A 25,301-nucleotide genomic window follows, 5' to 3' on the forward strand; every position below is an offset into this window, starting at 1 on the left:
ATTAAGCTTTTGCAATAACTAGACTTGCTCGCGCCTGTGACCATGCCCAATCAAACCGTAGCTATCATTTCCACCGTACTTAACGAGCGCGAAAGCATCAGACAGTTGCTGGACGCGTTTTTCCGCCAAACCCGCCAAGCGGACGAAATCGTTATCGTCGATGGCGGTTCCACGGACGGGACACTGGAAGTGTTGCAGGATTACGCCGCCCAGAACCCCAAATTGAAATTTTTGGTCGAGAACGGCGTGAATATTGCCGCCGGCCGCAACATTGCCATCGCCCACGCGAACTCCAGCATCATAGCCGTCACCGACGGCGGCTGCCGCCCGGAAGACAACTGGCTGGCGGAACTGGTCGCCCCCTTGTTGGCTGATCCTAGCTACGGCGCAGTTACCGGCGTACGCAATGTCGAGCATAAAAACGATTTCGAATTTTTCGCCGGCAAATTGTCAACCTCCGGCAATGCCGCCAACGAAGCCGACCGCGTATTTCACGGCCGTAATTCGGCATTCCGCAAAAGCGTCTGGCTGGATGTGGGCGGTTATCCGGAATGGCTGTATACCGCCGAAGATACCTTGTTTGCGCAACGGGCCAAAGCGCTCGGCTGCCGGGTTGCGGTGGCGCCGAACGCAATCGTATCCTGGCGGCCACGGCCGAATCTGAAAAAACTCGCGAAGCAATATTATCTGTACGGCAAGGGGACCGGCCGGATTGGTCAAGCCGATTTAAAAGCGGTGCTTTACCATCTGCGAAACCATGCGGTGTGGATGGCATCACTGTTGTTCGGGTTTTGGCTCAACGGGTTTTGGCTGATTACGTTGACCGTGCTCGGCTTCCTGTACTTCACGTTGGTGAATCCGGTAATCGCCAACCTGACAGCCAACCAAAATTTGAGGCCGGGATATTGGCTTTATGTGCCGACGATTATTCTGGTCCGCAGCTTTTACAACAATCTAGGCCAACTCTACGGCTACTGGGAGTGTCGGGAAGGCAGCCCGTTTCGGGAAAATCTGGCCCGCTACCGGTCCGGCTCCTGGAAATCCCCGGCCATCCGAGCATGACAAAGCCGGAGTCCGATCACTTCAACTGAAACTGCAAGTGCTTCCAGATTTTGTCGGCCAGGATCTGCTGCGCCAGGGCATTGGGGTGGATGCCGTCTTGTTGCATCAACTCCGGCCGCAACACGATGTCTTCCAGAATAAACGGTACGTAAGATATCTTGAACTCCTGCGCCAGCTCCGGGTAAATATCGTAAAACATCTCCACATAGCGCTTACCGTAGTTGGGTGGAATTTTCATCGCCAGCAAGGTCACTTTCGCCCCGGCTTGTAACGACCGGCCTATGATCGCGGCCAAATTGGCCTCCATTTCCTCCGGCGACAACCCGCGCAAACCGTCGTTGGCGCCCAACTCCAAAAACAGAATATCCGGTTTGTGTTTGGCCAAAATCGTCGGTAGCCGGGCCAAACCGCCGGCAGTAGTATCGCCGCTGATACTTTCGTTATAGACCGTATAGTCGAAACCGCGCGCGGTAATTTTTTTTTGCAACAAAGCCACCCAGCCCTGCTGAACTTCGATACCGTAACCGGCACTAATACTGTCTCCAAGCACGACAATCGATTTGGCGGACGCGCAAACAGGCAAAATACTCAATACTAAGGCAAGGACCACGCTATACATGACAAACACTCGTTCCGATCACTCCGCTTCCACCATCATCAGCGCCCATAAACTTGGCAAAGCGGTTCCAACATCCGAAGGCACCCTGCATATCTTGGCATCGGTCGATCTAATCATCAAGCGCGGCGAAAGTGTCGCCATCGTCGGCGAGTCCGGTTCAGGCAAATCGACCCTGCTCAGCCTGCTGGCCGGCCTTGACACTCCGAGCAGCGGCTCGGTCGAAATCGACGGCCGCGACTTGGCCAGTTTGAACGAAGACGGGCGGGCATTGCTGCGCAACGAATTGGTCGGCTTCGTATTCCAGTCGTTTCAACTACTGCCCGGTTTAACAGCGCTGGAGAACGTGATGCTGCCGCTGGAACTGAGCGGCGCGGCCGACGCCGAGCAATCGGCGCGGGCCCTGTTAGAACGCGTCGGCCTGGCTCAACGCCTAAAGCACACGCCGCGGCAACTTTCCGGCGGCGAACAACAGCGCGTAGCCCTGGCCCGCGCCTTCGTTACCCGGCCCGCAATATTGTTCGCCGACGAACCGACCGGCAACCTGGACCGAATTACCGGTGCCAAAGTCGTCGAGCTGTTGTTCGAATTGAACCAGGAACAACACACCACACTGATTCTGGTGACCCACGACATGTCTTTGGCGACCCGCTGCCAACGCACCATCCATCTGGAAGCCGGGAGCATCGTATGACGCGCTTTCGCCTGGCCTTAAAGCTGCTGTGGCGCGACGCCCGCTCCGGCGAACTGACGCTACTGGCCCTGGCATTGTTAATTGCAGTAGGCGGCACTACGTCGATTTCTTTGTTCGCCGACCGGCTGCAACGCACAATGAATTTGCAAGCCGCCGAATTCCTGGCCGGCGATTTGGTGTTGGCCGGACCGGCCCCGGCCAGTCCGAAATGGCTGGCAAAGGCTGACGAACTGGCGCTGAGCGGATCGCAAACGGTCGAGTTTCCCAGCATGTTGCTGGAGAACGGCGAAATGCAGCTGGCATCGGTCAAAGCGGTCAGCGCCAGCTATCCGTTGCGCGGCCGCCTGAAGACTCGCGACGCCGATCTACAAGACGAATCCGTCGCCGATCACGGCCCGGCAGCCGGCGAGGCCTGGATCGACAAACGCTTGCTGCCCGCCCTGAAATTGCAGCTGAACGATACACTGACCGTCGGCGAAAAAGCGCTGAAAGTGACCAGACTGATCAGTTACGAGCCGGACAAACGCGGCGATTTTTACAGCTTCTCGCCGCGCGTGATGATGCATCTGGACGATTTGGCCGCCACCGGCGCGGTCCAGCCCGGCAGTAGAGTCCATTACGCTCACCAGTTCATCGGCAGCGAACAGACTTTGGCCGAATTCAAGGCCTGGTTGCAACCGAACTTGAATCCTTCGCAAAAAATCTTGGATATTCGCCGGGACCGGCCCGAGCTGGGCTCTGCGTTGCAGCGCGCCGAGCGCTATCTGGGCTTGTCCAGCGTTGTCGTGACCTTGATCTCCGGCGTTGCGATCGCGATGACCACCCGTCGCTACAGCGAACGCCATTTCAACACCACGGCCTTACTACGTTGCCTAGGCTGCACGCAAGCGGAAATCTTAAGACTCTACGCCGTCCAATTCTTGGTATTAGGCTTGGCCACCAGCTTAGCCGGTTGCGCTTTGGGTTGGCTGGCCCAGTACGGCTTGTTTCAATTGCTGAAAAATCTGTTGCCGGAAACACTGGCCGATCCCGGGGAATTGGCGATCGTCTACGGCATTGCCACCGGCTTGATCATCTTATGGGGTTTTGCCTTGCCGCCGTTGTTGCGCTTACAAGCAGTCCCGCCGCTACGCGTGCTAAGGCGGGAGCTGGAACCTTTACCCGGCAGCGGCTGGCTGGTCTACGGCTTGGCTGCCAGCGTCGTGGCCGGTTTGATCTGGCGTTATACGGGCGATCCGAAACTCACTTTCGCGATTATCGGCACCGGTTTTGCCGTTTTGCTGATCTTGGGGCTGGCGATTCAGGGCATCTTGCATTTATCGCGACGGCTGCTGCCGCGGCTGGGCTTGGTTTGGCGCTTCGGTTTACGCGGATTGTTGCGCGACGGCCGGGCCAGCATCGGCCAGATTTTGGCATTCGGCATCACGCTGACCGCAATGGCTTTAAGTTTCAGCGTGCGCAGCCACCTTTTGGACGATTGGCGCCGGCAACTTCCCGATCAGGCTCCCAACCATTTTGCGATCAACATCCTGCCGTCGTCTCTGGCCGATTTTCAGGACGACCTGCATCGCAATCAGGTTCCGGACAGCCATTTTTATCCGGTGGTCCGCGGTCGTTTGGTGACCATTAACGGCGAAGCCGTGCAAGGTCGAGTCAGCAAAGACAGCCAAGGCGAAGCTGCCACGCAGCGCGAACTGAGCCTGACCTGGGCCGACCGGTTTCCGGAGGATAATCAAATCACCGACGGCGCAGCTTGGCAGGCGGACCGCCCCGGCCAGGTATCGGTGGAGAAAAAACTGGCGGACAATTTGGGTATCCGCCCCGGCGACCAGCTCGGTTTTACAGTGGGAGACGCCCAACTCACCGCCACGGTGGCAAATCTGCGCAGCGTACAATGGGACACCATGCGCCCCAATTTTTACATGATTTTTTCGCCGGGCACTCTGACCGGTTTTCCGGCGACCTACATGACCAGTTTTCATCTGACCGAAGCGCAAAAAAATCTGCTGCCGCCACTGTTAAAAAAATATCCGGCGGTGACGGTTCTGGAGGTGGAGCAGATTCTGCAGCAATTCAGAACCATACTGGCCCAATTAACCCAAGCGATTAATCTGATTTTATATTTTGCGCTGGCAGCAGGATTTAGCGTGTTGTTCGCCGCAGTCTATTCCACCTTGGACCAACGGATTTACGAAGGGGCGTTGCTACGTACGTTGGGGGCGCGGCGCAGCTTTTTAAGGAGCAGTCATTTGATCGAATTTTGCGTTTTGGGGCTGTCCGCAGGATTGCTGGCAACGCTGGCGACCGAGTCGATACTGTATATGCTGTATACCCGCGTCATGCAAATCCAGTTCCAGGCCCATGTTTATCTGTGGCTGGCCTTGCCGGCCGTCGGCGTTACCGGAGTGACCCTGGCCGGGTATTGGGGAGTACGCCACGTAGTCAGACAAGCACCGTTACGGGTATTGCGGCGTTAAGAGCTACCTGTTTTACAGCCGAAACCGGCTCAAAAGGAAATCAGCGACAGGTTTAAGACGATGCAAACCACATTCGATAACACACCGTAGATTGCCAGAGAACTATTGAACTTGGTATTGACCAGCGCAAATGCTGCCACGCCCAAGCCGCCGATATCCAAGACCAAAAACACGGTGACGAAAATCATAACCCCGTCGAACACATTGGGCCCGGGCGCCGCAGTTGCTAAGGTGGCGGGCATTAAAACCGTTAGCCAGGCCGCGCAACTCGACGCCGAGGTAATCAATGACGCCCGCGTAAATCCCTGGCTGCGGTAGCGGCTTTTGCGGCGGTCGCCGCCCGACCATGACGATGCTTCCTGATTCAATCCGAACTCCCCGTGTCAGAAAATGTGCCGACCTGTCCCGACAAGATTCCCGCCGCCGTTCGCTTTGCCGGGTACAAATGCTGGCGAGCCCGGCGGAAAAGATTTATATCTCCCGGAACCGATAACCGCCAGCGGTTTGCCAAGACAAATAAATACGGTCGCCATCGCTCAGTAAAAAAGCATCGTCTGCCGCATCCGGCGTTGCTTCCGCGATCTCGGGCTGAGTCCAGCGGTTGCCGCCGTCGTCGGACTTGATCAATTTGACCAAATTTTTACTGCCGTCAAACTCCGACCAGACTACCACCAGCCGCTGGCCCAACGCCAATACTTGAGGGTGTTTGGCGCCCGGATTGCCGAGCCGGTAGGGCTGGGAGAACTCGGCCGCACCCTTTAGCGAATGTGCGTAAAACAAGCCCTGATTGTCGGGGGCCCCGCTAAACCAAACGGCGTGTATCGTGCCATCGTCGGTAATCGACAACCCTGGACCATGGTGCGGACAGGCATCGATTTTCCAGTTCTCGTGGCTGACCCGCTGCACCGGCCCCGGCGTATGCCAATCGCTGAACTTGGACAAGACATGGTCGCGGATATTGCCGTCATAGACATGCCGCCACAGTACTAGCGGGCGGTTGTCGGGAGCGATTTCCACGCCCAAACGGCAACATTCGCAGCTATGCGGCGCGACAATTTTATTCGGGTAAAAGCTTGCTCCGCCATTGTCGGACCAAGCGTAATAGACCGCGGTACCGTTGAATTCCTGCTGGGCAGCTTTAGCCTTTTCCTTGTCCCGAGCGTCTAGCCAAGCGATAAACACTTCGCCGTTTTTGCCCAGCGCCAACGCATCGAAACGATGACTGATAACGTCAAGATTGTCGTTGACCGTTACCGGCTTGGAAAAGGTTCTACCGCCGTCGGTAGAGCGGCTGAAACGGATATGGCCGGTGTGGCGTTTTTCCAGACTCTGAGTCCACGTCAAATAAACGTTGCCTTCGGGGCCAATTTTGATTTTCGGCCGATATTCGCCGTGCGCGGCAATCGCCTCGGCGTCGGCATTAACCCGAACCGGTTTGGAAAAACTACGGCCGCCGTCATCCGAGGTTTGCAGATAAATATGCTGCTGCTGCACCCACGCGATCCAGAGTGTACCGTTTGAGTCGAAGCTGGCCGTCACGGTATCGGAACACCCACGCTGCGGCAATGCTTGCGCTTTGGTGCAGTCGGCTTGGTTTACCGCACCTTGCTGCGCGGCAGCCGGATTTTGATCGACGGGTACGGCATCGGTCGCACAAGCCGAAACCACAAACGGTGTGATTAAGGCTAGGAATAGTTTGGATATTTTCATATGTCATTCGGCGTGTTGAAACGTTGCAGCCGGGTTGCCGCAACAAATTGATTATATTTTTCGCAGATTATCGCCGTCCCGGCAGCCGCGCGCCACTCCGCTTGCATGATGCCGAAAAATCCGGCTCACCAACGCCGATTTTAACCTTGCGCAGCTTCGCAAAAAAAAGCCCCGGCCGTTACCGGCCGAGGCTGGGTGTCCCGTAAGCTAAACCCCGCTATTCGGTATCCAATTCGTCGGCCGACAGTTTTTTACCCGGAAAATAATTCGGCGCGACACTGATCAGAATCGTAATAAAAGTGGCGATATACGGTACCGATTGCACCGCCAGGACCGCGACCCATAACCGGCCGCTCAAGTTGTCGAAATGCTCGACGGAGCGCATCGCCACAATGCCGGCGACCAACAGCAGTAGCAGTAACAGCTCTTGCCAGATGATCAACAGACCGGCGACCAGAGGCCCCTGCTGTTCGTATTTAGGCGTACGCATGAAGGGCTTGCCTGAGGTGAACAAACCCTGCAAGGTGCCGCGCGCCACAGTGTGCGTCAACGACAGGCCGGCCAGCGCCGCACCCAAGGCCTGCAACATCGAACACGCCACCCGCGCCTTGTACAACCATAAACCGCGCACGATCTTGAAGGCAAACAAGCCTATCGTCGGCAACAGGAAGGCATTTACCGGCAATTCGCTGTGCTTGGGATCGGCGACGATCAGCGCCGTCAAAATCAAACTGGTGCCGGTAAACAGCAAGGCCAACGCATCGGAAAACCACGGCAACCAGCCGGCGACAAAGTAATAGCGTTGCGCCGACGTCAGCGAAGACTTCTTGTTGGGCAGGAAATGCCGCCAATGCTTTTTGATGATTTGCATCGCACCGTACACCCAACGGAAGCGTTGCGTCATATAGCCGGAGAAGGTATCCGGCATCAAGCCGCGGCCGAACGATTCTTTGCAATACACCGAATCGTAACCGGCCTCGTACAAACGCAAACCCAGTTCGCTGTCTTCGCAAATACACCATTCACCCCAGGAGCCAACTTTTTCGAACGCCGATTTGCGCACCATCGTCATCGTGCCGTGCTGGATGATGGCGTTGTATTCGTTACGCTGTACCATGCCGATGTTGAAGAAACCGGCATATTCCCAGTAACACATGTTTTTGAATGAACCTTGGTGGGCGTCGCGGTAGTCTTGGGGCGACTGGACGAAACCGACATTTTCCTGGTCGAAGTACGGCACCATGGCGTTCAACCAATCAGGCGACAAAATGTAATCGCTATCGATCACCGCGATAATTTCGGCATCGTCTGCGGTATTTTCCAGCGCATAGTTGATCGCGCCGGCTTTATAACCAGGCCAGTTGTCCAAATGGAAGAAGCGGAATTTCTCGCCCAAACGGTCGCAATCGTCGCGCACCGGTTGCCATACTGTCGGATCCTTGGTGTTGTTATCCATCACCAACACTTCGTAATTCGGATAATCGACCTTGGCCAGAGCATTCAAAGTCTTGCGTACCATTTCCGGCGGCTCGTTATGAATCGGCAGATGGATCGAGACTTTCGGGTAACGGAAACCGGCCGGCGGCGTCAGTGGCTGGAAGGTACGACGGCCTTTTCGATGCCAAATCACTTCCGCTATTTCCAAGCTTTCGGTCAACAGCACCAGGATTGCCATGGCCTGCATCATCAATAGAATCGCCCAAAACACGACCGAGAAACCGGTTTGGTATTGGGCTGCCGCTATCGAAGCCGACCAGAACAACACCGATGCCGCCAAGTTGGCGACGATGCCGAAGAAGAATTTACCGGGCAGTTTCAAGCTTTTCCGGGTAAACAAGAAGGCCGCCATCAGGATGATACTGAGTATTGCCGCACCGCTGGCCCAATTACGCCAGGTCGGATTGGCCAATACGTCGCCCTCCATCGGGAATTTGGGCTGGCGATCGGCATTGAACAGGCCCCAGTACGCGCCGGCGGTACCTTCCAGCTTGATTTTCCACGGCTGGTCGAAGGCCTCGACCACGTAGTAAATCACGTTCTCGGCGGTGGCGCGGTTCAGGAATTCGCGTAAAAACTTGGCCTGATTCGCCAACGAAGCCGTAGCGGCTTTTTGCGGCGGACCATCGGAAGGCCAACCCACCTCGGTAATGACGATGGTTTTATCCGGGTAAAGCTTTTGCAGTTCATAGTAGCGCTTGAACACGTATTCGACGGCATTATCGCCTTCCGCGCCTTGGGGCAATTCGACCGGAATGCCCTCCCAATACGGCAGGATATGCACCGCGATGTAATCGACTTCGGCCGCCAATTCCGGATGGTCGACCCATATATCCCAGGTCTCGGCGGTACTGACCGGCTTCCAGGTGCGTTTTTTGACTTCGCGGATATATTCGATCAGTTCATTGGCTTTGTTGGTAACTTCAAGATTGATCTCGGCTTTGATTTTATCCTGCAGTTCCTGCTCCGCCATCTGACCGCCAAACTCGTCGCGCACGCGCTTTGCGACCGGTTCGCTGACCTTGTTTCTGACCCGCAACAGCGATTCGTTTCCAACCAGCGTCCGAATGATCGTTTTCGGATATTGATTGGCTAGGTTGATTAAACTCTCGACTTCGCGCTGGTTCTTGTCCAACCGTTTTTGCCGGTTCTCCTCGCTTTCTTCGTCCTCGACCAAATCCACCCAGCAGCCCATCGCCAGATTCAACGCGCTTTTCGCGGTCAATTCCGGCACGACCTCCATACCCTCCAATGCGGTATAGGTCCTGATTGAATGCGCCTTGCCCGACAATAGCTCGACATCGGCCTGGATTTGTTCGCGGGTCGGAAAGATACCATCCTGCGGATTGAAATCGCGCTGCTTGGGGTTAAAAGTTACCCCCATCATCGTGTCGCTCCAAGACGGAAGCTGTAACGGGTTATTGATGTAGGACCAGATACCGATGTTGATCAAAACCAACAGGACTAGGGTGAGAAATGTGGCTATTTTGGCTTTCATTCGACAGAAAGACTCCGCATTATTGGAAAATTTGTTAAACGGTATTTTTGTAATTCTTACGGCGCTACCCGCGCCAATCCGTCGGCGGATCAATCAGACTTAGGCAAGATCTTTTCGACGTAATGCCGAACGCCAGCCATATGCGGGCCGCAATTCCAGTCAGGCAACAGGCTACCTAAAAACCTCGCGGCATTGAGAATACCCGCCTCAGACCGAAAAGCTCGACAAACTGATCACCGGACACATTGCCAGTATTGAAAGCTGCCTCGCTTAGCCCTGTCTTAAGCGGGTATGCGGAAAACTGTTACTTCAACGAAAGGGTCTCGACGCGTCCTTTCATCTCGATATTCAGCTTGTCTTCTTTAGCCAACCAGCCGATGGCCCGTTGCACTTCGTTTTTGCCCAAGCCGGTTTCGGTGGTGATCTTATTCACGCTGGCTTCGCCATTCGCGTTCAGAAATTGCCAGACTGCACCAGCTGCTTCGCCAATTGTATCTACCATTTCAACTCCTCATCATTTGCACAACAAAAAAATCGGCTGCTTGATCCAGCACAACACCGGAATAAGCCTTGTCAAACAAGCAAACGCAACTAACGCTCGTCAGGTAACACGATATTCAGTTCGAGTGTTTCCTGATTGCCATCCTGTTCGAAATTAACGGTGATAGCATCCTGCCCGACATTTACATATTTACGAATTACTGCCAATAGTTCTTTTTGTAGTTCTGGCAAATAAGAAGGCTGGTTGCGCGAGGCCCGTTCGTGCGCCACCAGAATTTGCAGCCGCTCCTTGGCTAAAGACGCCGTATTGGTCTTCGACGATCTGAAGTAATCTAAGAGACTCATCACTTGCTCCCGAACAGCTTGCTAAACAAGCCCTTCTTCTCTTCCTCGATAAAACGGTGTGGTCTGTTTTCGCCTAAATAACGGGCAACGATATCAGCATACGCCTGACCGGCATCGCTTTGCTCGTCCAAGATAACCGGGGTGCCGGAGTTCGAAGCGTTCAATACCGACTTCGATTCCGGAATCACGCCCAACAGGTGGAGGGATAAAATTTCCTGGACGTCTTCGACACTCAACATTTCGCCCAACTTAACCCTATCCGGTGCGTAACGGGTCAACAGCAGGTATTCCTTGATCGGCTCTTCGCCTTTTTCCGCCCGCCGCGACTTGCTGGCAAGAATGCCCAACATACGATCCGAATCCCTAACCGACGATACTTCCGGATTGGTCACGACGAAAGCGTCATCGGCAAAGTACATGGCAAGTGTAGCACCGCGCTCGATTCCCGCCGGCGAGTCGCAAACGATGTATTTAAAGTCCTTGGACAACTCTTCCAAAATCTTGCCGACGCCTTCGGTCGTCAACGCATCTTTGTCGCGGGTTTGCGAGGCGGGCAGTATGTACAGTTGCTCGCAGCGCTTGTCCTTGATCAAGGCTTGATTCAGAGTCGCTTCATTGTTGATCACGTTAACCAAATCGTAAACCACGCGGCGTTCGCACCCCATGATCAAATCGAGGTTGCGCAGCCCCACATCGAAATCGATCACGGCAGTCTTGTGCCCCCGCTTCGCCAAACCCATCGCGATCGCGGCACTGGTCGTGGTTTTGCCCACACCACCTTTTCCCGATGTTACTACGATTATTCTGGCCAAAATTATTCCTCCAAGAAAAGCTTAAAACTCTTTAATAATCAGGGCTTGATTATCCAGACTGATCTGTAACGGCTTATGCGCCGGATATTTGCTCAAATCTTCGCTCAGCTGGTAAATCCCGGCGATTGAAATCAATTCGGCTTGCAGGTCCGAGCAGAAAATACGGGCAGCAGTATCGCCCAACACGCCAGCCAAAGCTCTGCCGCGGAGCGAACCGTAGATGTGAATATTGCCCTCGGCCATGATTTCGGCGCCGGCGCTCACCGTTGCGGTAACGATCAAATCCCCTTTCGCATAGACCCGTTGCCCGGAACGGACCGGTTGCACGACCAGCTTGTTTTCCACAAGCTGAGTTTGCTGCTTCGGCTCTTCAGCAACTGGCGGCGGCAATGTTTTTGCGGCAGGTTTGTTGGCAGCGAGCGGCGCATTGGCGCCATGCAGGGAATAATGCGGCAAATTAGTTGCCAGAGCATCGTCGGTTTGTTTTTGGTTGCCACCGCGAATACCGATCGGCATAAACCCGTGTTTGCGGACCAAAGCGACGATTTCGGTAAAATCCAGTTCGAGATTTTGAGCGTTAAGCTTTTGCAAATCGATCAAGAGCGGCGAATTTTTAAAAAACTCGGGCGCTTGCGCGACTTTTTCCTGCAATTGTTGATCGATCAGGACCACGTCATTACCGGCTAGCAGCAATACCGGCACTGTCAGCGACGTGCTTTTGAACTCCAAAGCTGTTTTTTGCGTAATTGGTGCGCCGGTAGACATTTATTTTGGAAAATAAGCTGCTGTACGTCCGGAATACTACCATTTTCCGTAACAAAAAGCACAAACCCTTAAAGGAGAAACAAGGTCGCCAAACCCAAAAAGGCTGTAAAACCAACCACATCGGTGACTGTGGTCAATAACACTCCGCCGGCCAGGGCCGGATCAATCCCCATCTTGTTCAGCAAAACCGGTATCGCCACACCGGACAAAGCGGCACAGACCAGATTGATCAACATCGCCACACCCAGCAATATTCCGACATCCGGGCGGTGAAACCACATACCGGCCACCAGGGCTACCACACAGGCCCACACCAAACCGTTCAACAAGCCGACCGAAATCTCCTTAAACAATAAGCGTCCGGCATTGCTACCAGTGACTTGGCGTAAGGCCAGACCTCTGACCACCAAGGTTAAAGTCTGACTGCCGGCAATACCGCCCATGCTGGCCACAATCGGCATCAGCACGGCCAGCGCCACAATCTGTTGGATAGCGTCTTCGAACAAATCGATCACCGAGGCCGCCAGAAAAGCCGTCAGCAGATTTACGCCTAGCCAGAGAGCCCGACGCTTGGCGCTGCTGACCACCGGTGCAAACATGTCCTGCTCTTCGCTCAAACCGGCCATGCTCATCAGCGAATGGTCCGCTTCGTCCCTGATTAAACCGATAACGTCGTCGACTGCTATCCGCCCGACCACTCTGCCGTCATCCGCCAACACCGGAACAGACAGCAACTTGCGCCGCTCAAATACTCCGGCAACGTCACGACTTGGCATCCGGTAAGAAATGCCGGCAATTCGGGTATCCATCACAGCGGCAACCTTGGTATGCGGGTCATGGCTCAGTAACTGGCTGAGCGGCAATACCCCCTGAAAGTGTTCCTTACGATCGACAACGATCAGACTATCGGTATTGGCTGGAATGTTGCCGCGCAAGCGCAAGTATCGCGAAACAACATCCAATGTGACGTCGCCGCGTATCGTCAGCACGTCATCGGACATAATGCCGCCAGCAGTATGCTCCCCGTAACTCAAAGCCTTTTCGATCCGGTTACGGTTATGCACTCCAATCGATTCCATGATTTGCGACAACAACGGCTCAGGCAGCACATGCAATAGATCAACCATGCCGTCGGCACCCATCGACTCGGTCGCGGCAATCAGGTCTTTGCGGTCGGTGATTTTCAGCAGACCGGCACCGACTTCGACGTTAACCTCCACCAGGATTTCGCCAATCACTCCGGGTGGAATCAACGCCCAGAGTTTTGCGCGCTGTTCGGGATCCAAGGCTTCGAGAATATGCGCCGCTTCCGCCGGATAAAGGGACCGCACCAAGTTTCTGATTTCGATTTGCGAGCCGTTGGCCAAAACTTCCAGCGTCCGATCCAATAGAGATTCCGCGTTTTCGAGCTTCACTGCTGATGTCATAGGTACAAAACCAAAAAGAGGGCCGGCGGCCCGGGGTTACCGCAACTCCCGATGCCTGACGATGACGTTGGCGGTAATCGTTTGAAAATGTTTGCTTAAGGCTTCGACCAGATAAACCGAACGGTGTTGGCCGCCGGTACAACCGATCGCAATAGTCAAATAACTGCGGTTATCCGATTCGAACCGCGGCGCCCAACGGCCGATGAAGTAACCGATATCGTGTAGAAACTCCTTTACCGCCGGATCGTTCTGCAAAAAATCGGCAACCGCGGGGTTTTTGCCGGTTAAGCCCCTTAGCTCAGGCGCCCAATAAGGGTTGGGCAGACTACGGGCATCGAACACAAAGTCGGCATCCAAAGGTATCCCGTATTTGAAACCGAACGACTGGAACAGAATCGACAACGAGTTTTGGCCTTTCTCACCCAGCCGGTTTTTCAATAAATCCCGTAATTGATGGTAATGGGTATAGCTGGTGTCGATGACGATATCGGCTCTCAAGGCCAGCGGACGCAACATCTCCCGCTCGATTTCCAAGGCTTCGCGCAAAGGCCGGCTCTCGGTGCTGAGCGGGTGGCGGCGACGGGTTTCGCTGTAGCGCTTCAGGATGATGTTCTCATCCGCTTCCATGTACACCAGTTCGCAGTCGATACCCTTGTTACGAATTGAAGTCAGACTGTCCGGAAACTCGGCCAAATTGTCGGACCGATTGCGAGCATCGATGCCGATCGCGGTTTTGCTGTAAGTGGCTTGGTTTTTCAGCATCACGTGATCGACAAAGTCGGCCAGCAATGCGACCGGCAGGTTATCGATGCAGTAATAGCCGCAATCTTCCAGAGTATCCAACGCGATACTCTTGCCCGACCCCGATAAACCGCTGACGATAACAAGCTTCATGGTTGACTGGACACGAGACGAAAGCCGTTTTCATCCCGTGTCGCCGAATATCCGATTAACGATGGTTTTGAGATTTTTCTTTGTGCTTGACGATTTGGCGGTCGAGCTTGTCGACCATATTGTCGATCGCTGCATACATGTCTTCTTGCACGTCTTCCGCATAAAGCTTGGCACCGCTGACCTGTACTGCCGCTTCGGCTTTTTGCTCCAGTTTTTCAACGGTCAAAATGACATGGACATCAACGACGTTGTCGAAATGGCGTTTGATTTTGCCGATTTTTTCTTCGACATAAGCTTTCAACGCCTCGGTAACTTCTACGTGATGGCCTGTGATACTAACTTGCATGGAATACTCCTGTTTTTAAAAATTGTGCTTCCCGATCGATTAAATGTGCCTTTTCCGCTGGCTGGTTGAAGGGATGGACATCGCTTCCCGGTATTTGGCGATGGTGCGGCGCGCGACGTTAATGCCCTTCTCGTTCAATAAATCCGATATTTTACTATCACTTAATGGCTTGGCCGGATTTTCGTTGCCGACCAACTCTTTTATCAGCGCCCGGATTGCCGTCGCCGAGCACTCGCCTCCGCCATCGGTACTGACATGACTGGAGAAAAAGTATTTGAATTCGATCACGCCGTGCGGGGTGTGCATGTATTTCTGCGTGGTCACCCGCGAGATCGTCGACTCGTGCAACTCCAATTCCTCGGCGATGTCCCGCAAGACCATCGGCTTCATCGCAATCGCGCCGTGTTCGAAAAAATCGCCCTGTTTTTCGACGATACTTTTCGCGACCCGCAGCAAGGTGTCGTTGCGACTATGTAAACTTTTGATAAACCAACGCGCTTCCTGCAAGTGGTTCTTCATGCTGACGTTGTCCGTACTATTGTCGGCGCGCTTGATCATGCCGGAATAGAACGGATTGATGCGCAATTTCGGCGCGATATCGGGATTCAAACTGACCAGCCACTGGCCGTTTACTTTGGCCACGAACACGTCGGGCACGACGTACTCGACGTCCACTTCCTGCAAGCTGGCTCCCGGCTTGGGGTCCAAGGTCCGAATCAAGGCCAATATACCTTTCAATTCGTCTTCGCTGAGCCCGACCCGTTTCATCAAGCGGACCTGATCGCAACTGGTCAGCAAATCCAGATGCCGGTGCACAAAATCCAAGGCTTCAGCCTTGTAGCGGGTGTTATCCGGCAATTGCTGCAATTGCAACCGCAGGCAGTCGGCCAAATCCAGCGCCGCGACACCGACCGGATCGAAATTCTGAATCCGATGCAGCACGGCCTGAACCTCGTCGAATTCCAAGCCTTCCAACTGCTCCAGCAAACCTTGAAAAATGTCCTGCAGATCGCTGGCGACATAACCGTCGTCGTTGATTGCGTCGATAATCGCTACCGCAATTGCATAATCGCGATCCGAGATTGGAATCAGATCCAATTGCCACAGTAAGTGGTCGTGCAAAGTTTCGGATTTACCGCGAAAGGTTTCGAACTCGGGCGTGTCGCCGTCATCGCCGCTGCTGGGCAACGAACTTTCGTAAACATCGTCCCAACTGACATCGACCGGCAACTCGTCCGGCATATCGGTTTGGGAGCCTTCGCTGGTGACTTGGTCGGTGTTGTCGAGCTTTTTATCGCGAAACTCCAAAGCCGGCAGCTCTTCTTCGTCCAATTCCAGCATCATATTGGATTCCAGCGCCTGCTGAATTTCCTGCTGCAAATCCAAAGTCGACATTTGCAACAGTTTTATTGCCTGCTGCAACTGCGGCGTCATGGTCAAACTTTGACCGATGCGGAGCTGTAAGGATTGCTTCATGACTACTCGGATTTTATAAACTGAATTTTTCGCCCAGATACACTCTGCGCACCTCGTCGTTCTCGACAAGTTGGCGGGATTGCCCTTCGGCGATAACCTTGCCTTCGTTCAAGATGTAGGCGCGATCGCATATTTCCAATGTTTCCCTAACTTTATGCTCGGTGATCAGGATACCGATACCGCGCTGCTTCAGATGCGCGATAATTTTTTGCAATTCCAAAACCGAGATCGGATCGACGCCGGCAAACGGTTCGTCCAACAAAATAAACTGTGGTTCGCTGGCCAAAGCCCGGGCAATCTCGACCCGCCGCCGCTCGCCGCCCGACAGCCCCAATGCCAACTGGTTGCGCAAGTGGCCGATACCGAACTCCCCCAACAATTCGTCGATGACCAGTTCGATCTGGCCATCGGTCAAATCGTCACGAATCTGCAGTACCGCGCGCAAGTTGTCGGCGACACTGAGCTTACGAAATACCGATGCTTCCTGGGCTAGATAGCCTATCCCCAATCTTGCCCGCCGATGCATCGGATGCAGCGTAATCCGTTGGTCGTCGAGAAAAATATCGCCTCTGTCCGCCTTCACCAGCCCCACCATCATGTAGAAGCTAGTGGTTTTACCGGCGCCGTTAGGGCCGAGCAAGCCCACCACCTCGCCGGTATCGACCTGCAAACTGACGCCATCGACGACGTTGCGTGAGCTGTACCGCTTGTACAACTCGGTTGCTACCAAGCGCGCCACTATTGGGCCTTCTTGGTTTTGGGCTGAATCACCGAATGCACCCGCTTGCCATCGGAATTGGACTCACCGGCTTTCAACAACGAGTTTTTGGTATCGTACTCTATGTACTCGCTGGATTGTTTGGCATCACCCTGCCAAACCGAAGCATTTTTCATAAAGATCAACAAATTCTTATCCGGATAAAACTCGTTGATCAAACCCTCGCCGTGCATTTCTTCCTTACCCACGGCCGGCAATTGTTTGAAACGGGACGGCTTACCCGTCGCCACCAGTTTGGTGATGGCGCCGTCTTTCAGATGCACCACCAACTGGTCGGCGTCGATTCTGATACTGCCCTGGGTCGCCACCACATTACCGGTGTAGGTACTGATCTGGCTTTTTTCATCGTAAACGGCGTTATTGGAATCGATATAAACAGGCTGCTCGGAATCCGACTCCAAACCGAACGCAAGCCGCGCCGACAAAAACAGGCCTACCCCCACTATTCTACTTAATTTCATAGCGACCTTTCACTTTGGACAACAATTTCAGGTGAATCGGACTGACGAAAGTCGCCTCCATTCCTATCCCTTCCGTTCTATTGGGGGGACTGATGATTTCCGCCCAAGCTTGGGTCTCTGCAAAATGACTGGCGAGTTTAACTCGCAAATCCGATGTGTTAATGGTTAAAGCCGAATTGGTTTTCGATGCATCACGATTGATATAAGCTTTGCCGTTCAACTGCAAACTATCACCGTCCGCCGCCATGATTCCGGTTTCGGATTTGATCGACCATGGCTTTTGATTGGGATTGAACAGCGTCATGACCGGCTGCTGCAGATGCGTGCTGCCGTCGGCCTTGTAATGCTCCATTCTGTCAGCCGACAATTCGCTTTTCGGCAAGCCGTCCAAATCCATCTCTTTTTTGTAATAACCCACGCTGAAAAAATCCGGGCTATTTTCGGCAATTTTTATTTCGGCGTCACGCTGTTCGTTAAGCTGCACCAGCCACCACGACAACAAAGCGGCCAAGCCGACGTAGACAAAAATCTGAAAATTCCGCTGCGATGTCATAAATAGTTGTGCAACACCGCATCCAGCGTCCCTTGAGCATGCATGATCAAATCGCACACCTCGCGCACGGCACCCAAGCCGCCGGGGACTTTGGTTTGCCAATGCGCATGTGCCAACACCGCAAAATTGGCATCCTGCACCGCCACGGCAAACCCGACCTGGCGCATGACCGGCAAATCCAAAACGTCGTCGCCGACATAAGCCACTTGCCGCGACTGCAAATTCAATCGCTGCAACACGTCGGCGAAAGCCGCTCGCTTGTTTTCATGCCCCTGATAGACATGCTCGACGCCAAGCCCCTGCATCCGCAACGTCACCGAATTGGATTTTCGGCCGGAAATGACCGCGACTTCGACACCGGTTTGACGCAACAACTTAATACCGTGGCCGTCGCGGGCGTGAAAGCATTTGTACTCTCTGCCGCTATCGTCGAAAAACAAACGGCCGTCGGTCAGCACGCCGTCAACATCCAACACCAACAATTTGAGCTCGCGGACGATGGCGAGTTGTTCAGGACTTAATTCAAACATTTCCGCTCACGCTTCAAACAATCCCGGCCCGCAACAAATCATGCATATTCAACGCGCCGAGCAACTTATTATTTTCGTCGACCACCAACAAGGCGTTAATTTTTTTGGCCTCCATGATCTGCATCGCCTCGGCCGCCAACATACGTTCGTCGACGGACTTGCAATTCCGGGTCATGACTTCCGCAATCCGGGTCAGGTGCACATCCAGGTTTTTCTCCAGCATCCGCCGCAAATCGCCGTCGGTAAACACTCCGGCCACGCGACCGTCGCCATCCACCACCGCAGTCATTCCCAGTTTTTTGCCGGTCATTTCCAGCAAAGCCTCGCCGACCAACACCGTATCGGATACCACCGGCACTTCGCCGCCACGATGCATGATATCGCCGACCTGCAACAGCAATCGCTTACCCAAACTGCCGCCCGGATGCGATAGCGCGAAATCGTCCCGAGTAAATCCGCGAGTTTCCAGTAAAGAGACGGCCAAGGCATCCCCCATCACCAATGCCGCGGTAGTGCTGGCGGTGGGCGCCAAACCCAACGGGCAAGCCTCTTGTTCAACTGCAACATCGATGTGCGCCGTTGCAAACTTTGCCAACGTCGAGCCTTGATTGCCGGTCAACGCAATCAAGGGCACGCCCAGGCGCTTAATGATAGGCAAAATCGTCAGAATTTCTCCGGTTTCGCCGGAATTAGACAGGGCCAAGACCACGTCCTGACGGGTGATCATGCCCAAGTCGCCGTGACTGGCTTCACCCGGATGCACGAAAAACGCCGGCGTGCCGGTGCTGGCCAAAGTTGCGGCGATTTTACCGGCGATATGCCCGGATTTGCCCATGCCAGTAACCACTACTCGGCCTTTGCAAGCCAGTAACAGACGGCAAGCAGCAACGAACTGGTGGTCGATACGCGCGGCCAACGCTGCCACGGCTTGCATTTCGGTTTGAATCACCGCCAACGCCAACGCCTGAATGTTCTGATCGCCGCCCACCGAAAACCGACTCCGCACACTTGAGTAAAAAGGAATCATTATTGCATGTTCTTGATCGACTTTTCACCCCAAGTCATTGACTTATTCGCGACCAGTCATAGAAAATAACCTGTTACCAAACCAGATACTCCTGTAATCACAGCAGATGGCCACTAGCGCAAGCCCGGAAAGCAACATCGTTTCAATCAGCAACTTGAGCTTTTCCAGGGGCGCCAGAAAGATATTCGACGGCATCGATCTCGAAATCCAACGCGGCAAAATCACCGCCATCATGGGCCCCAGCGGCACCGGCAAAACCACACTGCTGAAACTGATCGGCGGCCAACTGACTCCCGAACGCGGCCAAATCAATGTCGACGGTTTGAATGTTCATCGTTTGCCGACCCGCGACTTGTACAATTTACGCAAACGGATGGGCATGCTGTTCCAAAGCGGCGCCCTGCTCACCGACATGAACGTTTACGACAATGTGGCGTTTCCGCTGCGGGAGCACACCCACCTGCCGGAATCGATGATCCGCACCCTGGTGTTGATGAAACTCCATGCCGTCGGTTTGCGCGGTGCTCACCGCCTGATGCCGAACGAACTGTCCGGCGGCATGGCGCGCCGGGTCGCTCTAGCCCGGGCCATCGCGTTGGACCCGATGATGATCATGTACGACGAACCGTTTACCGGCCAGGACCCGATCTCGATGGGCGCGTTGGTGCATTTGATCAAAGCCTTGAACACCACGCTCGGCCTGACCAGCATCATCGTCTCCCACGACGTCCAGGAAACCGCGGCGATTGCCGATTACATCTACGTTCTGTCTGGCGGAAAAGTGATTGGCCAAGGGACTCCACAACAATTGGCAGCCTCCGATTCGGAGTGGGTGGAACAGTTCATGAACGGTTACGCCGACGGCCCGGTGCACTTCCACTACCCCGCTCCAGATTATCTGGACGACTTGTTGTCCGGCAAATAAGCCCTATTTGAGAACGCGATGCTCGAATTACTGCAAACTCTGGGAAAAACCACGCGCAGCGCTTTTGCCAAATTGGGGCGGGGCACTTTCTTTCTGCTGCATACTCTGACCGGCATCGGCGAAGTAATGCCGCGCCCGAATTTGCTGCTGAAGCAGATGTATTCGGTCGGCGTGCTGTCGTTTCTGATCATCACCATTTCCGGCCTGTTCGTCGGCATGGTGCTCGGTTTGCAAGGCTTCAACATCCTGTCGGACTTCGGCGCCGAAGAATCGTTGGGCGTAATGGTCGCCGCTTCGCTGGTCCGGGAACTGGGGCCGGTGGTTTCCGCCTTATTGTTCGCCGGCCGGGCGGGATCTGCGCTGACCGCCGAGATTGGCCTGATGAAAGCCACCGAACAACTGTCCGGCATGGAGATGATGGCGGTCGACCCGATCAACCGCATCATTTCCCCGCGCTTTCTGGCCGGCTTTTTGGCCATGCCGTTACTGGCCGCACTGTTCAGCGCGATCGGCATCATGGGCGGCCATCTGGTCGGCGTCGGCATGCTCGGCGTCGACGACGGCGCATTTTGGGCGCAAATGCAGGCCAGCATCGATTTTCGCGAAGACATCGTTAATGGCGTAATCAAAAGCGTCGTGTTCGGCTTCGTCGTATCCTGGATCGCCCTGTTCGAAGGCTACGACGCCATCCCAACCTCGGAAGGGGTCAGCCGAGCCACCACTCGCACCGTGGTCAACTCGGCGTTTTCGGTATTGGCACTGGATTTCATCTTAACCGCACTCATGTTTGGAGACATTTAACATGCCGCATTCCAAGACCCAGGATACTCTGGTCGGATTTTTTGTCGCCTCCGGCATTGCCGCGTTGTTCTACATGGCTTTACAAGTCAGTAACCTGGGAACCTACACCGGTGACGACAGTTACACGGTGATTGCCCATTTTCAAAACTCCGGCGGTCTGAAAGTCAAATCGCCGGTATCGATCGCCGGCGTCCGCATCGGTCGGGTATCGTCGATCCGGTTGGATCGCAACAGCCACGAATCCATCGTCGAAATGCGCATCGAATCCAAGTACGACAATATCCCGATGGATTCGGGCGCCAGCATTTATACCGCCGGCCTGTTGGGCGAGCAGTACATCAGCATCGACCCCGGCTCGTCGGAAGAATACCTGCACGATAAGAGCCAGCTCGACATCACCAGCTCGGCCATCGTTCTGGAAGAAATGATCGGCAAATTCATGCTGAACAAGGCGGAAGGCAAATAGATGCCGAAACTGAGCGTCACCGAACAGGCCCCAGGGCATTACACCGTGGAAGGAAACCTGACTTTTGCCAGCATCGACAAGCAATCGCTGAAGTCCTTCAACTTTCTGAAAGGCATGGACAGCATCTGCATCGACCTGTCGCTAGTCGGCATGACCGACAGCGCCGGTCTGGCGTTGATGATCGAATGGATCAAGCAGGCCCGCAGCAACCGCGTCAAATTGTCTTTCAAGAACGTTCCGGCCCAATTATTGGCATTGGCCAAACTCAGCGGCTTCGACGAAACCGAATATTTTGCAAACCGCGCGCCTTGAGCCGCGTTCTGCCCCACTTACCCGAGACCATTCATGGATAAATTACTGATTACCGGCGGCAAACCCTTACACGGCGAACTGCGGATTTCCGGCGCCAAAAACGCCGCCCTGCCGATTCTGGCCGCGACGCTACTGTCCGAAGTACCGGTCAGCGTCGGCAACATTCCCCACCTGCACGACATCACCACCACGATGGAATTGCTCGGCCAAATGGGCGTGGGCCTGACCGTCGACGAGAAAATGAACATCGAAGTCGACACCAGCACCATCCACAAATACGAAGCGCCTTACGAACTGGTGAAAACCATGCGCGCTTCGATCCTGGTGCTGGGGCCCTTGCTGGCCCGTTTCGGGGAAGCTTACGTGTCGCTGCCCGGCGGCTGCGCGATCGGCACCCGGCCGGTGGATATCCACATCGATTCGCTGATCAAGATGGGAGCGGACATCACCGTGGAAGCAGGTTACATCCACGCCAAGGCCACGCGTCTGAAAGGCTGCCGCTTGGTGTTGGATAAAATCACCGTGACCGGCACCGAAAACATCCTGATGGCCGCCACGCTGGCGGACGGCATCACCATCATCGAAAATGCTGCCAAAGAGCCGGAAGTCACCGATCTGGCGCATTTTCTGAACAAAATGGGCGCCAAGATCAGCGGCGTCGGCACCGATATCCTGACCGTCGAAGGCGTCGAAAAGCTCGGCGTTCCCGGTCTGCATTACGATATTCTGCCGGACCGGATCGAAACCGGTACCTATCTGGTCGCCGGCGCGATCACCCGCGGCCATGTCCGTCTGAAAAATACCGACCCGAACACGCTGGACGCCGTGCTGGCTAAATTGAAGGAAGCCGGCGCCGACATCACCTGCGGCGAAAACTGGATCGAATTGAACATGCACGGCAAACGGCCGAAAGCGGTCACGGTACGCACCGCGCCCTATCCGGCTTTCCCGACCGACATGCAGGCCCAATTTACGGCGTTGAACTCGGTCGCCGAAGGCGTCGGCCTGATTACCGAAACCGTATTCGAAAACCGCTTCATGCACGTGCAGGAATTGCAACGCATGGGCGCCCAGATCAAACTCGAATCCAACACCGCGATCTGCACCGGCAACGAAGGTCTGAAAGCGGCGCCGGTGATGGCTACCGACTTGCGCGCATCCGCCAGCTTGGTGCTGGCCGGCCTGATTGCAGAAGGCGAAACCTTGGTGGACCGGATCTACCATATCGACCGCGGTTACGACCATATCGAGGAAAAATTGTCGCAACTGGGCGCCACGATTCGCCGCGTTCCCAACTAAACCCCATCCCGAGCCATGTTAACCATCGCCGTATCCAAAGGCCGAATTTACGAAGAAGCCCTGCCGTTTTTGCAACAGGCCGGCATCACGCCGATCGACGATCCGGATAAGAGCCGGAAATTAATCCTGCAAACCACCCGCGACGACGTGCAATTGGTGATTATCCGCGCCACCGACGTACCGACCTTCGTCGAGTACGGCGCCGCCGACCTCGGCATCGCCGGCAAGGACGTATTGCTGGAGCACGGCGCGGAAAGCCTTTACGAACCGTTGGACTTGGGCATCGCCGGCTGCCGCCTGATGACGGCCGGCCCGGTCGGCGCGCCGCCGGTCAAAGGCCGCTTACGCGTCGCGACCAAATACGTCAAAACCGCGCAACGCTATTTTGCCGACCTGGGCGTGCAGGCCGAGATCATCAAGCTGTACGGTTCGATGGAACTGGCGCCGCTGGTTGGCCTGGCCGATTGCATCGTCGACTTGGTGGACACCGGCAATACGTTAAGAGCCAACGGCCTGGAGCCGCGCGAACTGATCGCCAACATCACCTCCAGGCTGGTGGTCAATAAAGCGGCGATGAAAATGAAGCACCAAGCCATTCAAGCCTTGATAGACCAATTCGAAACCACGCTGGCGCAGAGGTAAGCCCCATGGCTGCGATCAAAATGTTACGCCTGGACAGTTCGTCCGCCGATTTCGCCAAGCAATTGCAGGCGCGCCTGGACTGGGACGCCAGCGACGATTTGGAAATCCATAAACGGGTGCTGGACATCATCGCCGATGTCAAAAAACGCGGCGACCAGGCCTTGCTGGAATACACCAACCGTTTCGACCGCACCGCATTCAAGGCCGGCAAAGAACTGGAACTGAGCCAGGAGGCACTGAAGCAAGCCTGGGACACGCTACCCAGCACACAAGCGATTGCTTTGCAAACCGCCGCAGACCGGGTACGAGCTTACGCGGAACATCAAAAATTGCAGTCCTGGCATTACACCGAACTGGACGGCACCCTGCTCGGACAGAAAGTGACGCCGCTGGACAAAGCCGGCCTCTACGTGCCGGGTGGCAAGGCCGCTTACCCTTCCTCGGTGCTGATGAACGCGATTCCGGCCAAAGTCGCCGGCGTCGGCGAATTAATCATGGTGGTACCGACACCCGGCGGCGAAACCAATCCGCTGGTGCTGGCGGCAGCCTACGTCGCCGGCGTGGACCGGGTGTTCACGATCGGCGGCGCTCAAGCCGTTGCGGCGCTGGCGTACGGCACCGAAACCGTGCCGGCCGTCGATAAAATCGTCGGCCCCGGCAACATCTATGTCGCCACGGCGAAAAAACTGGTGTTCGGTCAGGTCGGCATCGATATGATCGCCGGTCCGTCTGAAATCCTGATCATCTGCGACGGCCAAACCGATCCGGACTGGATAGCAATGGATTTGTTCTCGCAAGCCGAACACGACGAAAACGCCCAGGCAATCCTGATCAGCCCGGACGCCGATTTCCTGAAAAAAGTCGAAGCCAGCATCAATAAACTGCTGCCGGAAATGGAGCGCGCCGCCATCATCAAAGCCTCATTGACCGGCCGCGGCGCCTTTATCAAAGTCGCCGACCTGGACCAAGCCGCACAAGTAGCGAACCGTATCGCGCCCGAACATCTGGAGCTGTCGGTCGCCGATCCGGAAGCCTTGGCCGAGCAAATCCGCAACGCCGGTGCCATCTTCATGGGCCGTTACACCGCCGAAGCCCTGGGCGACTACTGCGCCGGCCCCAACCACGTGCTACCCACCTCGAGTACTGCTCGTTATTCATCGCCGCTGGGCGTCTACGACTTTCAAAAACGCAGCAGCCTGATCAACTGCTCCGCAACGGGAGCACAGAATTTAGGGAAAATCGCTTCGGTGTTGGCGCGGGGCGAGAGTTTGACTGCGCACGCCCGGTCGGCGGAATTCAGAATTTAGCGGAGCAGGTTCGGTGCCGTCGATCGTGACGATGCCGAACGAGTGGAATAAACTTCTACCACAAAGCGCCGCCCCGTTTA

At 55.1% G+C, this 25,301-nt stretch carries 27 protein-coding genes; 10 read left to right on the forward strand and 17 right to left on the reverse strand.

The genetic code is table 11. The features are described 5' to 3' along the window. The first annotated feature begins 42 nt into the window (after window positions 1–42). Window positions 43–1,062 carry a glycosyltransferase gene (locus AC0IM9_RS08405; protein WP_140911453.1) on the forward strand — a complete coding sequence of 340 codons (1,020 nt, stop codon included), beginning with the start codon at window positions 43–45 and terminating at the stop codon, window positions 1,060–1,062. Window positions 1,063–1,078: 16 nt separating this feature from the next. Here the strand turns inward: AC0IM9_RS08405 and AC0IM9_RS08410 are convergent, their stop codons facing one another. Further along, on the reverse strand, window positions 1,079–1,681 hold the full coding sequence (locus AC0IM9_RS08410; protein ID WP_140911454.1) for an arylesterase: 603 nt from the start codon (window positions 1,679–1,681) through the stop codon (window positions 1,079–1,081). Between AC0IM9_RS08410 and AC0IM9_RS08415 the strand changes: the two genes are divergently transcribed. Together AC0IM9_RS08415 and AC0IM9_RS08420 are read left to right on the forward strand one after the other, a co-directional pair. After that, window positions 1,680–2,372, forward strand: a complete 693-nt coding sequence (locus AC0IM9_RS08415) for an ABC transporter ATP-binding protein (protein ID WP_482803700.1) — start codon at window positions 1,680–1,682, stop codon at window positions 2,370–2,372. The two genes, AC0IM9_RS08410 and AC0IM9_RS08415, sit on opposite strands and share 2 nt — an antisense overlap. After that, window positions 2,369–4,849 carry an ABC transporter permease gene (locus AC0IM9_RS08420; protein ID WP_482803701.1) on the forward strand — a complete coding sequence of 827 codons (2,481 nt, stop codon included), beginning with the start codon at window positions 2,369–2,371 and terminating at the stop codon, window positions 4,847–4,849. The genes AC0IM9_RS08415 and AC0IM9_RS08420 overlap by 4 nt, the downstream gene beginning before the upstream one ends. A gap of 29 nt (window positions 4,850–4,878) precedes the next feature. Here the strand turns inward: AC0IM9_RS08420 and AC0IM9_RS08425 are convergent, their stop codons facing one another. From AC0IM9_RS08425 to AC0IM9_RS08500, 16 genes are all read right to left on the reverse strand, one after another. Next, the gene (locus AC0IM9_RS08425) at window positions 4,879–5,217 is read right to left on the reverse strand and encodes a small ribosomal subunit Rsm22 family protein (RefSeq protein WP_482803702.1); all 339 of its coding nucleotides are present in this window, start codon (window positions 5,215–5,217) and stop codon (window positions 4,879–4,881) included. 103 nt (window positions 5,218–5,320) lie between these two features. Further along, window positions 5,321–6,559, reverse strand: a complete 1,239-nt coding sequence (locus tag AC0IM9_RS08430; RefSeq protein ID WP_482803703.1) for a sialidase family protein — start codon at window positions 6,557–6,559, stop codon at window positions 5,321–5,323. A 217-nt stretch (window positions 6,560–6,776) separates the two neighbouring features. Then, window positions 6,777–9,554: a glycosyltransferase gene (locus AC0IM9_RS08435; protein ID WP_140911459.1), complete on the reverse strand. Its 2,778-nt coding sequence runs from the start codon at window positions 9,552–9,554 to the stop codon at window positions 6,777–6,779. A gap of 304 nt (window positions 9,555–9,858) precedes the next feature. Further along, window positions 9,859–10,056, reverse strand: a complete 198-nt coding sequence (locus AC0IM9_RS08440) for a winged helix-turn-helix domain-containing protein (protein WP_140911460.1) — start codon at window positions 10,054–10,056, stop codon at window positions 9,859–9,861. A gap of 89 nt (window positions 10,057–10,145) precedes the next feature. Next, window positions 10,146–10,400, reverse strand: coding sequence for a cell division topological specificity factor MinE (gene minE / locus AC0IM9_RS08445; RefSeq protein ID WP_140911461.1), 255 nt, complete (start codon window positions 10,398–10,400; stop codon window positions 10,146–10,148). After that, window positions 10,400–11,212: a septum site-determining protein MinD gene (minD, locus tag AC0IM9_RS08450; protein WP_140911462.1), complete on the reverse strand. Its 813-nt coding sequence runs from the start codon at window positions 11,210–11,212 to the stop codon at window positions 10,400–10,402. Before minD ends, minE begins: the two co-directional genes overlap by 1 nt. A gap of 21 nt (window positions 11,213–11,233) precedes the next feature. Beyond that, complete coding sequence (minC, locus tag AC0IM9_RS08455) at window positions 11,234–11,941, reverse strand: septum site-determining protein MinC (protein ID WP_482803704.1); 708 nt, start codon at window positions 11,939–11,941, stop codon at window positions 11,234–11,236. Between the two features lie 104 nt (window positions 11,942–12,045). Then, window positions 12,046–13,404 (reverse strand): magnesium transporter, encoded by a 1,359-nt coding sequence (gene mgtE / locus AC0IM9_RS08460; RefSeq protein WP_278210446.1) that lies wholly within the window; start codon window positions 13,402–13,404, stop codon window positions 12,046–12,048. Between the two features lie 36 nt (window positions 13,405–13,440). Continuing rightward, window positions 13,441–14,298: an RNase adapter RapZ gene (gene rapZ / locus AC0IM9_RS08465; RefSeq protein WP_482803705.1), complete on the reverse strand. Its 858-nt coding sequence runs from the start codon at window positions 14,296–14,298 to the stop codon at window positions 13,441–13,443. Window positions 14,299–14,353: 55 nt separating this feature from the next. Next, window positions 14,354–14,644, reverse strand: a complete 291-nt coding sequence (gene hpf / locus AC0IM9_RS08470; protein WP_054761376.1) for a ribosome hibernation-promoting factor, HPF/YfiA family — start codon at window positions 14,642–14,644, stop codon at window positions 14,354–14,356. 39 nt (window positions 14,645–14,683) lie between these two features. Further along, a complete protein-coding gene (locus tag AC0IM9_RS08475) occupies window positions 14,684–16,120 on the reverse strand; it encodes an RNA polymerase factor sigma-54 (protein WP_482803706.1) in 1,437 nt (478 codons plus the stop codon). Between the two features lie 13 nt (window positions 16,121–16,133). After that, complete coding sequence (lptB, locus tag AC0IM9_RS08480) at window positions 16,134–16,859, reverse strand: LPS export ABC transporter ATP-binding protein (protein WP_140911467.1); 726 nt, start codon at window positions 16,857–16,859, stop codon at window positions 16,134–16,136. Further along, window positions 16,859–17,359: a lipopolysaccharide transport periplasmic protein LptA gene (gene lptA, locus AC0IM9_RS08485; RefSeq protein WP_140911468.1), complete on the reverse strand. Its 501-nt coding sequence runs from the start codon at window positions 17,357–17,359 to the stop codon at window positions 16,859–16,861. Before lptA ends, lptB begins: the two co-directional genes overlap by 1 nt. Continuing rightward, entirely contained in the window at window positions 17,346–17,912 is a 567-nt protein-coding gene (gene lptC / locus AC0IM9_RS08490; RefSeq protein ID WP_140911469.1) for an LPS export ABC transporter periplasmic protein LptC, read from the reverse strand. Before lptC ends, lptA begins: the two co-directional genes overlap by 14 nt. Next, a complete protein-coding gene (gene kdsC, locus AC0IM9_RS08495; protein ID WP_482803707.1) occupies window positions 17,909–18,442 on the reverse strand; it encodes a 3-deoxy-manno-octulosonate-8-phosphatase KdsC in 534 nt (177 codons plus the stop codon). Before kdsC ends, lptC begins: the two co-directional genes overlap by 4 nt. Window positions 18,443–18,455: 13 nt before the next feature. After that, entirely contained in the window at window positions 18,456–19,430 is a 975-nt protein-coding gene (locus AC0IM9_RS08500) for a KpsF/GutQ family sugar-phosphate isomerase (RefSeq protein ID WP_505331378.1), read from the reverse strand. A 145-nt stretch (window positions 19,431–19,575) separates the two neighbouring features. Between AC0IM9_RS08500 and AC0IM9_RS08505 the strand changes: the two genes are divergently transcribed. From AC0IM9_RS08505 to hisD, 7 genes are read left to right on the forward strand one after another with little or no spacing between them, the layout of a single operon-like run. Beyond that, entirely contained in the window at window positions 19,576–20,394 is an 819-nt protein-coding gene (locus AC0IM9_RS08505; RefSeq protein WP_140911472.1) for an ABC transporter ATP-binding protein, read from the forward strand. An 18-nt stretch (window positions 20,395–20,412) separates the two neighbouring features. Next, window positions 20,413–21,195 carry a lipid asymmetry maintenance ABC transporter permease subunit MlaE gene (mlaE, locus tag AC0IM9_RS08510; RefSeq protein WP_140911473.1) on the forward strand — a complete coding sequence of 261 codons (783 nt, stop codon included), beginning with the start codon at window positions 20,413–20,415 and terminating at the stop codon, window positions 21,193–21,195. Window position 21,196: 1 nt separating this feature from the next. After that, on the forward strand, window positions 21,197–21,661 hold the full coding sequence (gene mlaD, locus AC0IM9_RS08515; RefSeq protein WP_140911474.1) for an outer membrane lipid asymmetry maintenance protein MlaD: 465 nt from the start codon (window positions 21,197–21,199) through the stop codon (window positions 21,659–21,661). Further along, window positions 21,662–21,973, forward strand: coding sequence for an STAS domain-containing protein (locus AC0IM9_RS08520; protein ID WP_140911475.1), 312 nt, complete (start codon window positions 21,662–21,664; stop codon window positions 21,971–21,973). A 33-nt stretch (window positions 21,974–22,006) separates the two neighbouring features. Continuing rightward, window positions 22,007–23,272 carry a UDP-N-acetylglucosamine 1-carboxyvinyltransferase gene (gene murA, locus AC0IM9_RS08525; protein ID WP_140911476.1) on the forward strand — a complete coding sequence of 422 codons (1,266 nt, stop codon included), beginning with the start codon at window positions 22,007–22,009 and terminating at the stop codon, window positions 23,270–23,272. Between the two features lie 15 nt (window positions 23,273–23,287). Continuing rightward, on the forward strand, window positions 23,288–23,914 hold the full coding sequence (gene hisG, locus AC0IM9_RS08530; RefSeq protein ID WP_482803708.1) for an ATP phosphoribosyltransferase: 627 nt from the start codon (window positions 23,288–23,290) through the stop codon (window positions 23,912–23,914). 5 nt (window positions 23,915–23,919) lie between these two features. Next, window positions 23,920–25,221 (forward strand): histidinol dehydrogenase, encoded by a 1,302-nt coding sequence (gene hisD / locus AC0IM9_RS08535; protein WP_482803709.1) that lies wholly within the window; start codon window positions 23,920–23,922, stop codon window positions 25,219–25,221. Window positions 25,222–25,301: the final 80 nt, after the last annotated feature.

It is taken from the genome of Methylomonas sp. Uni0011, assembly GCF_056850255.1.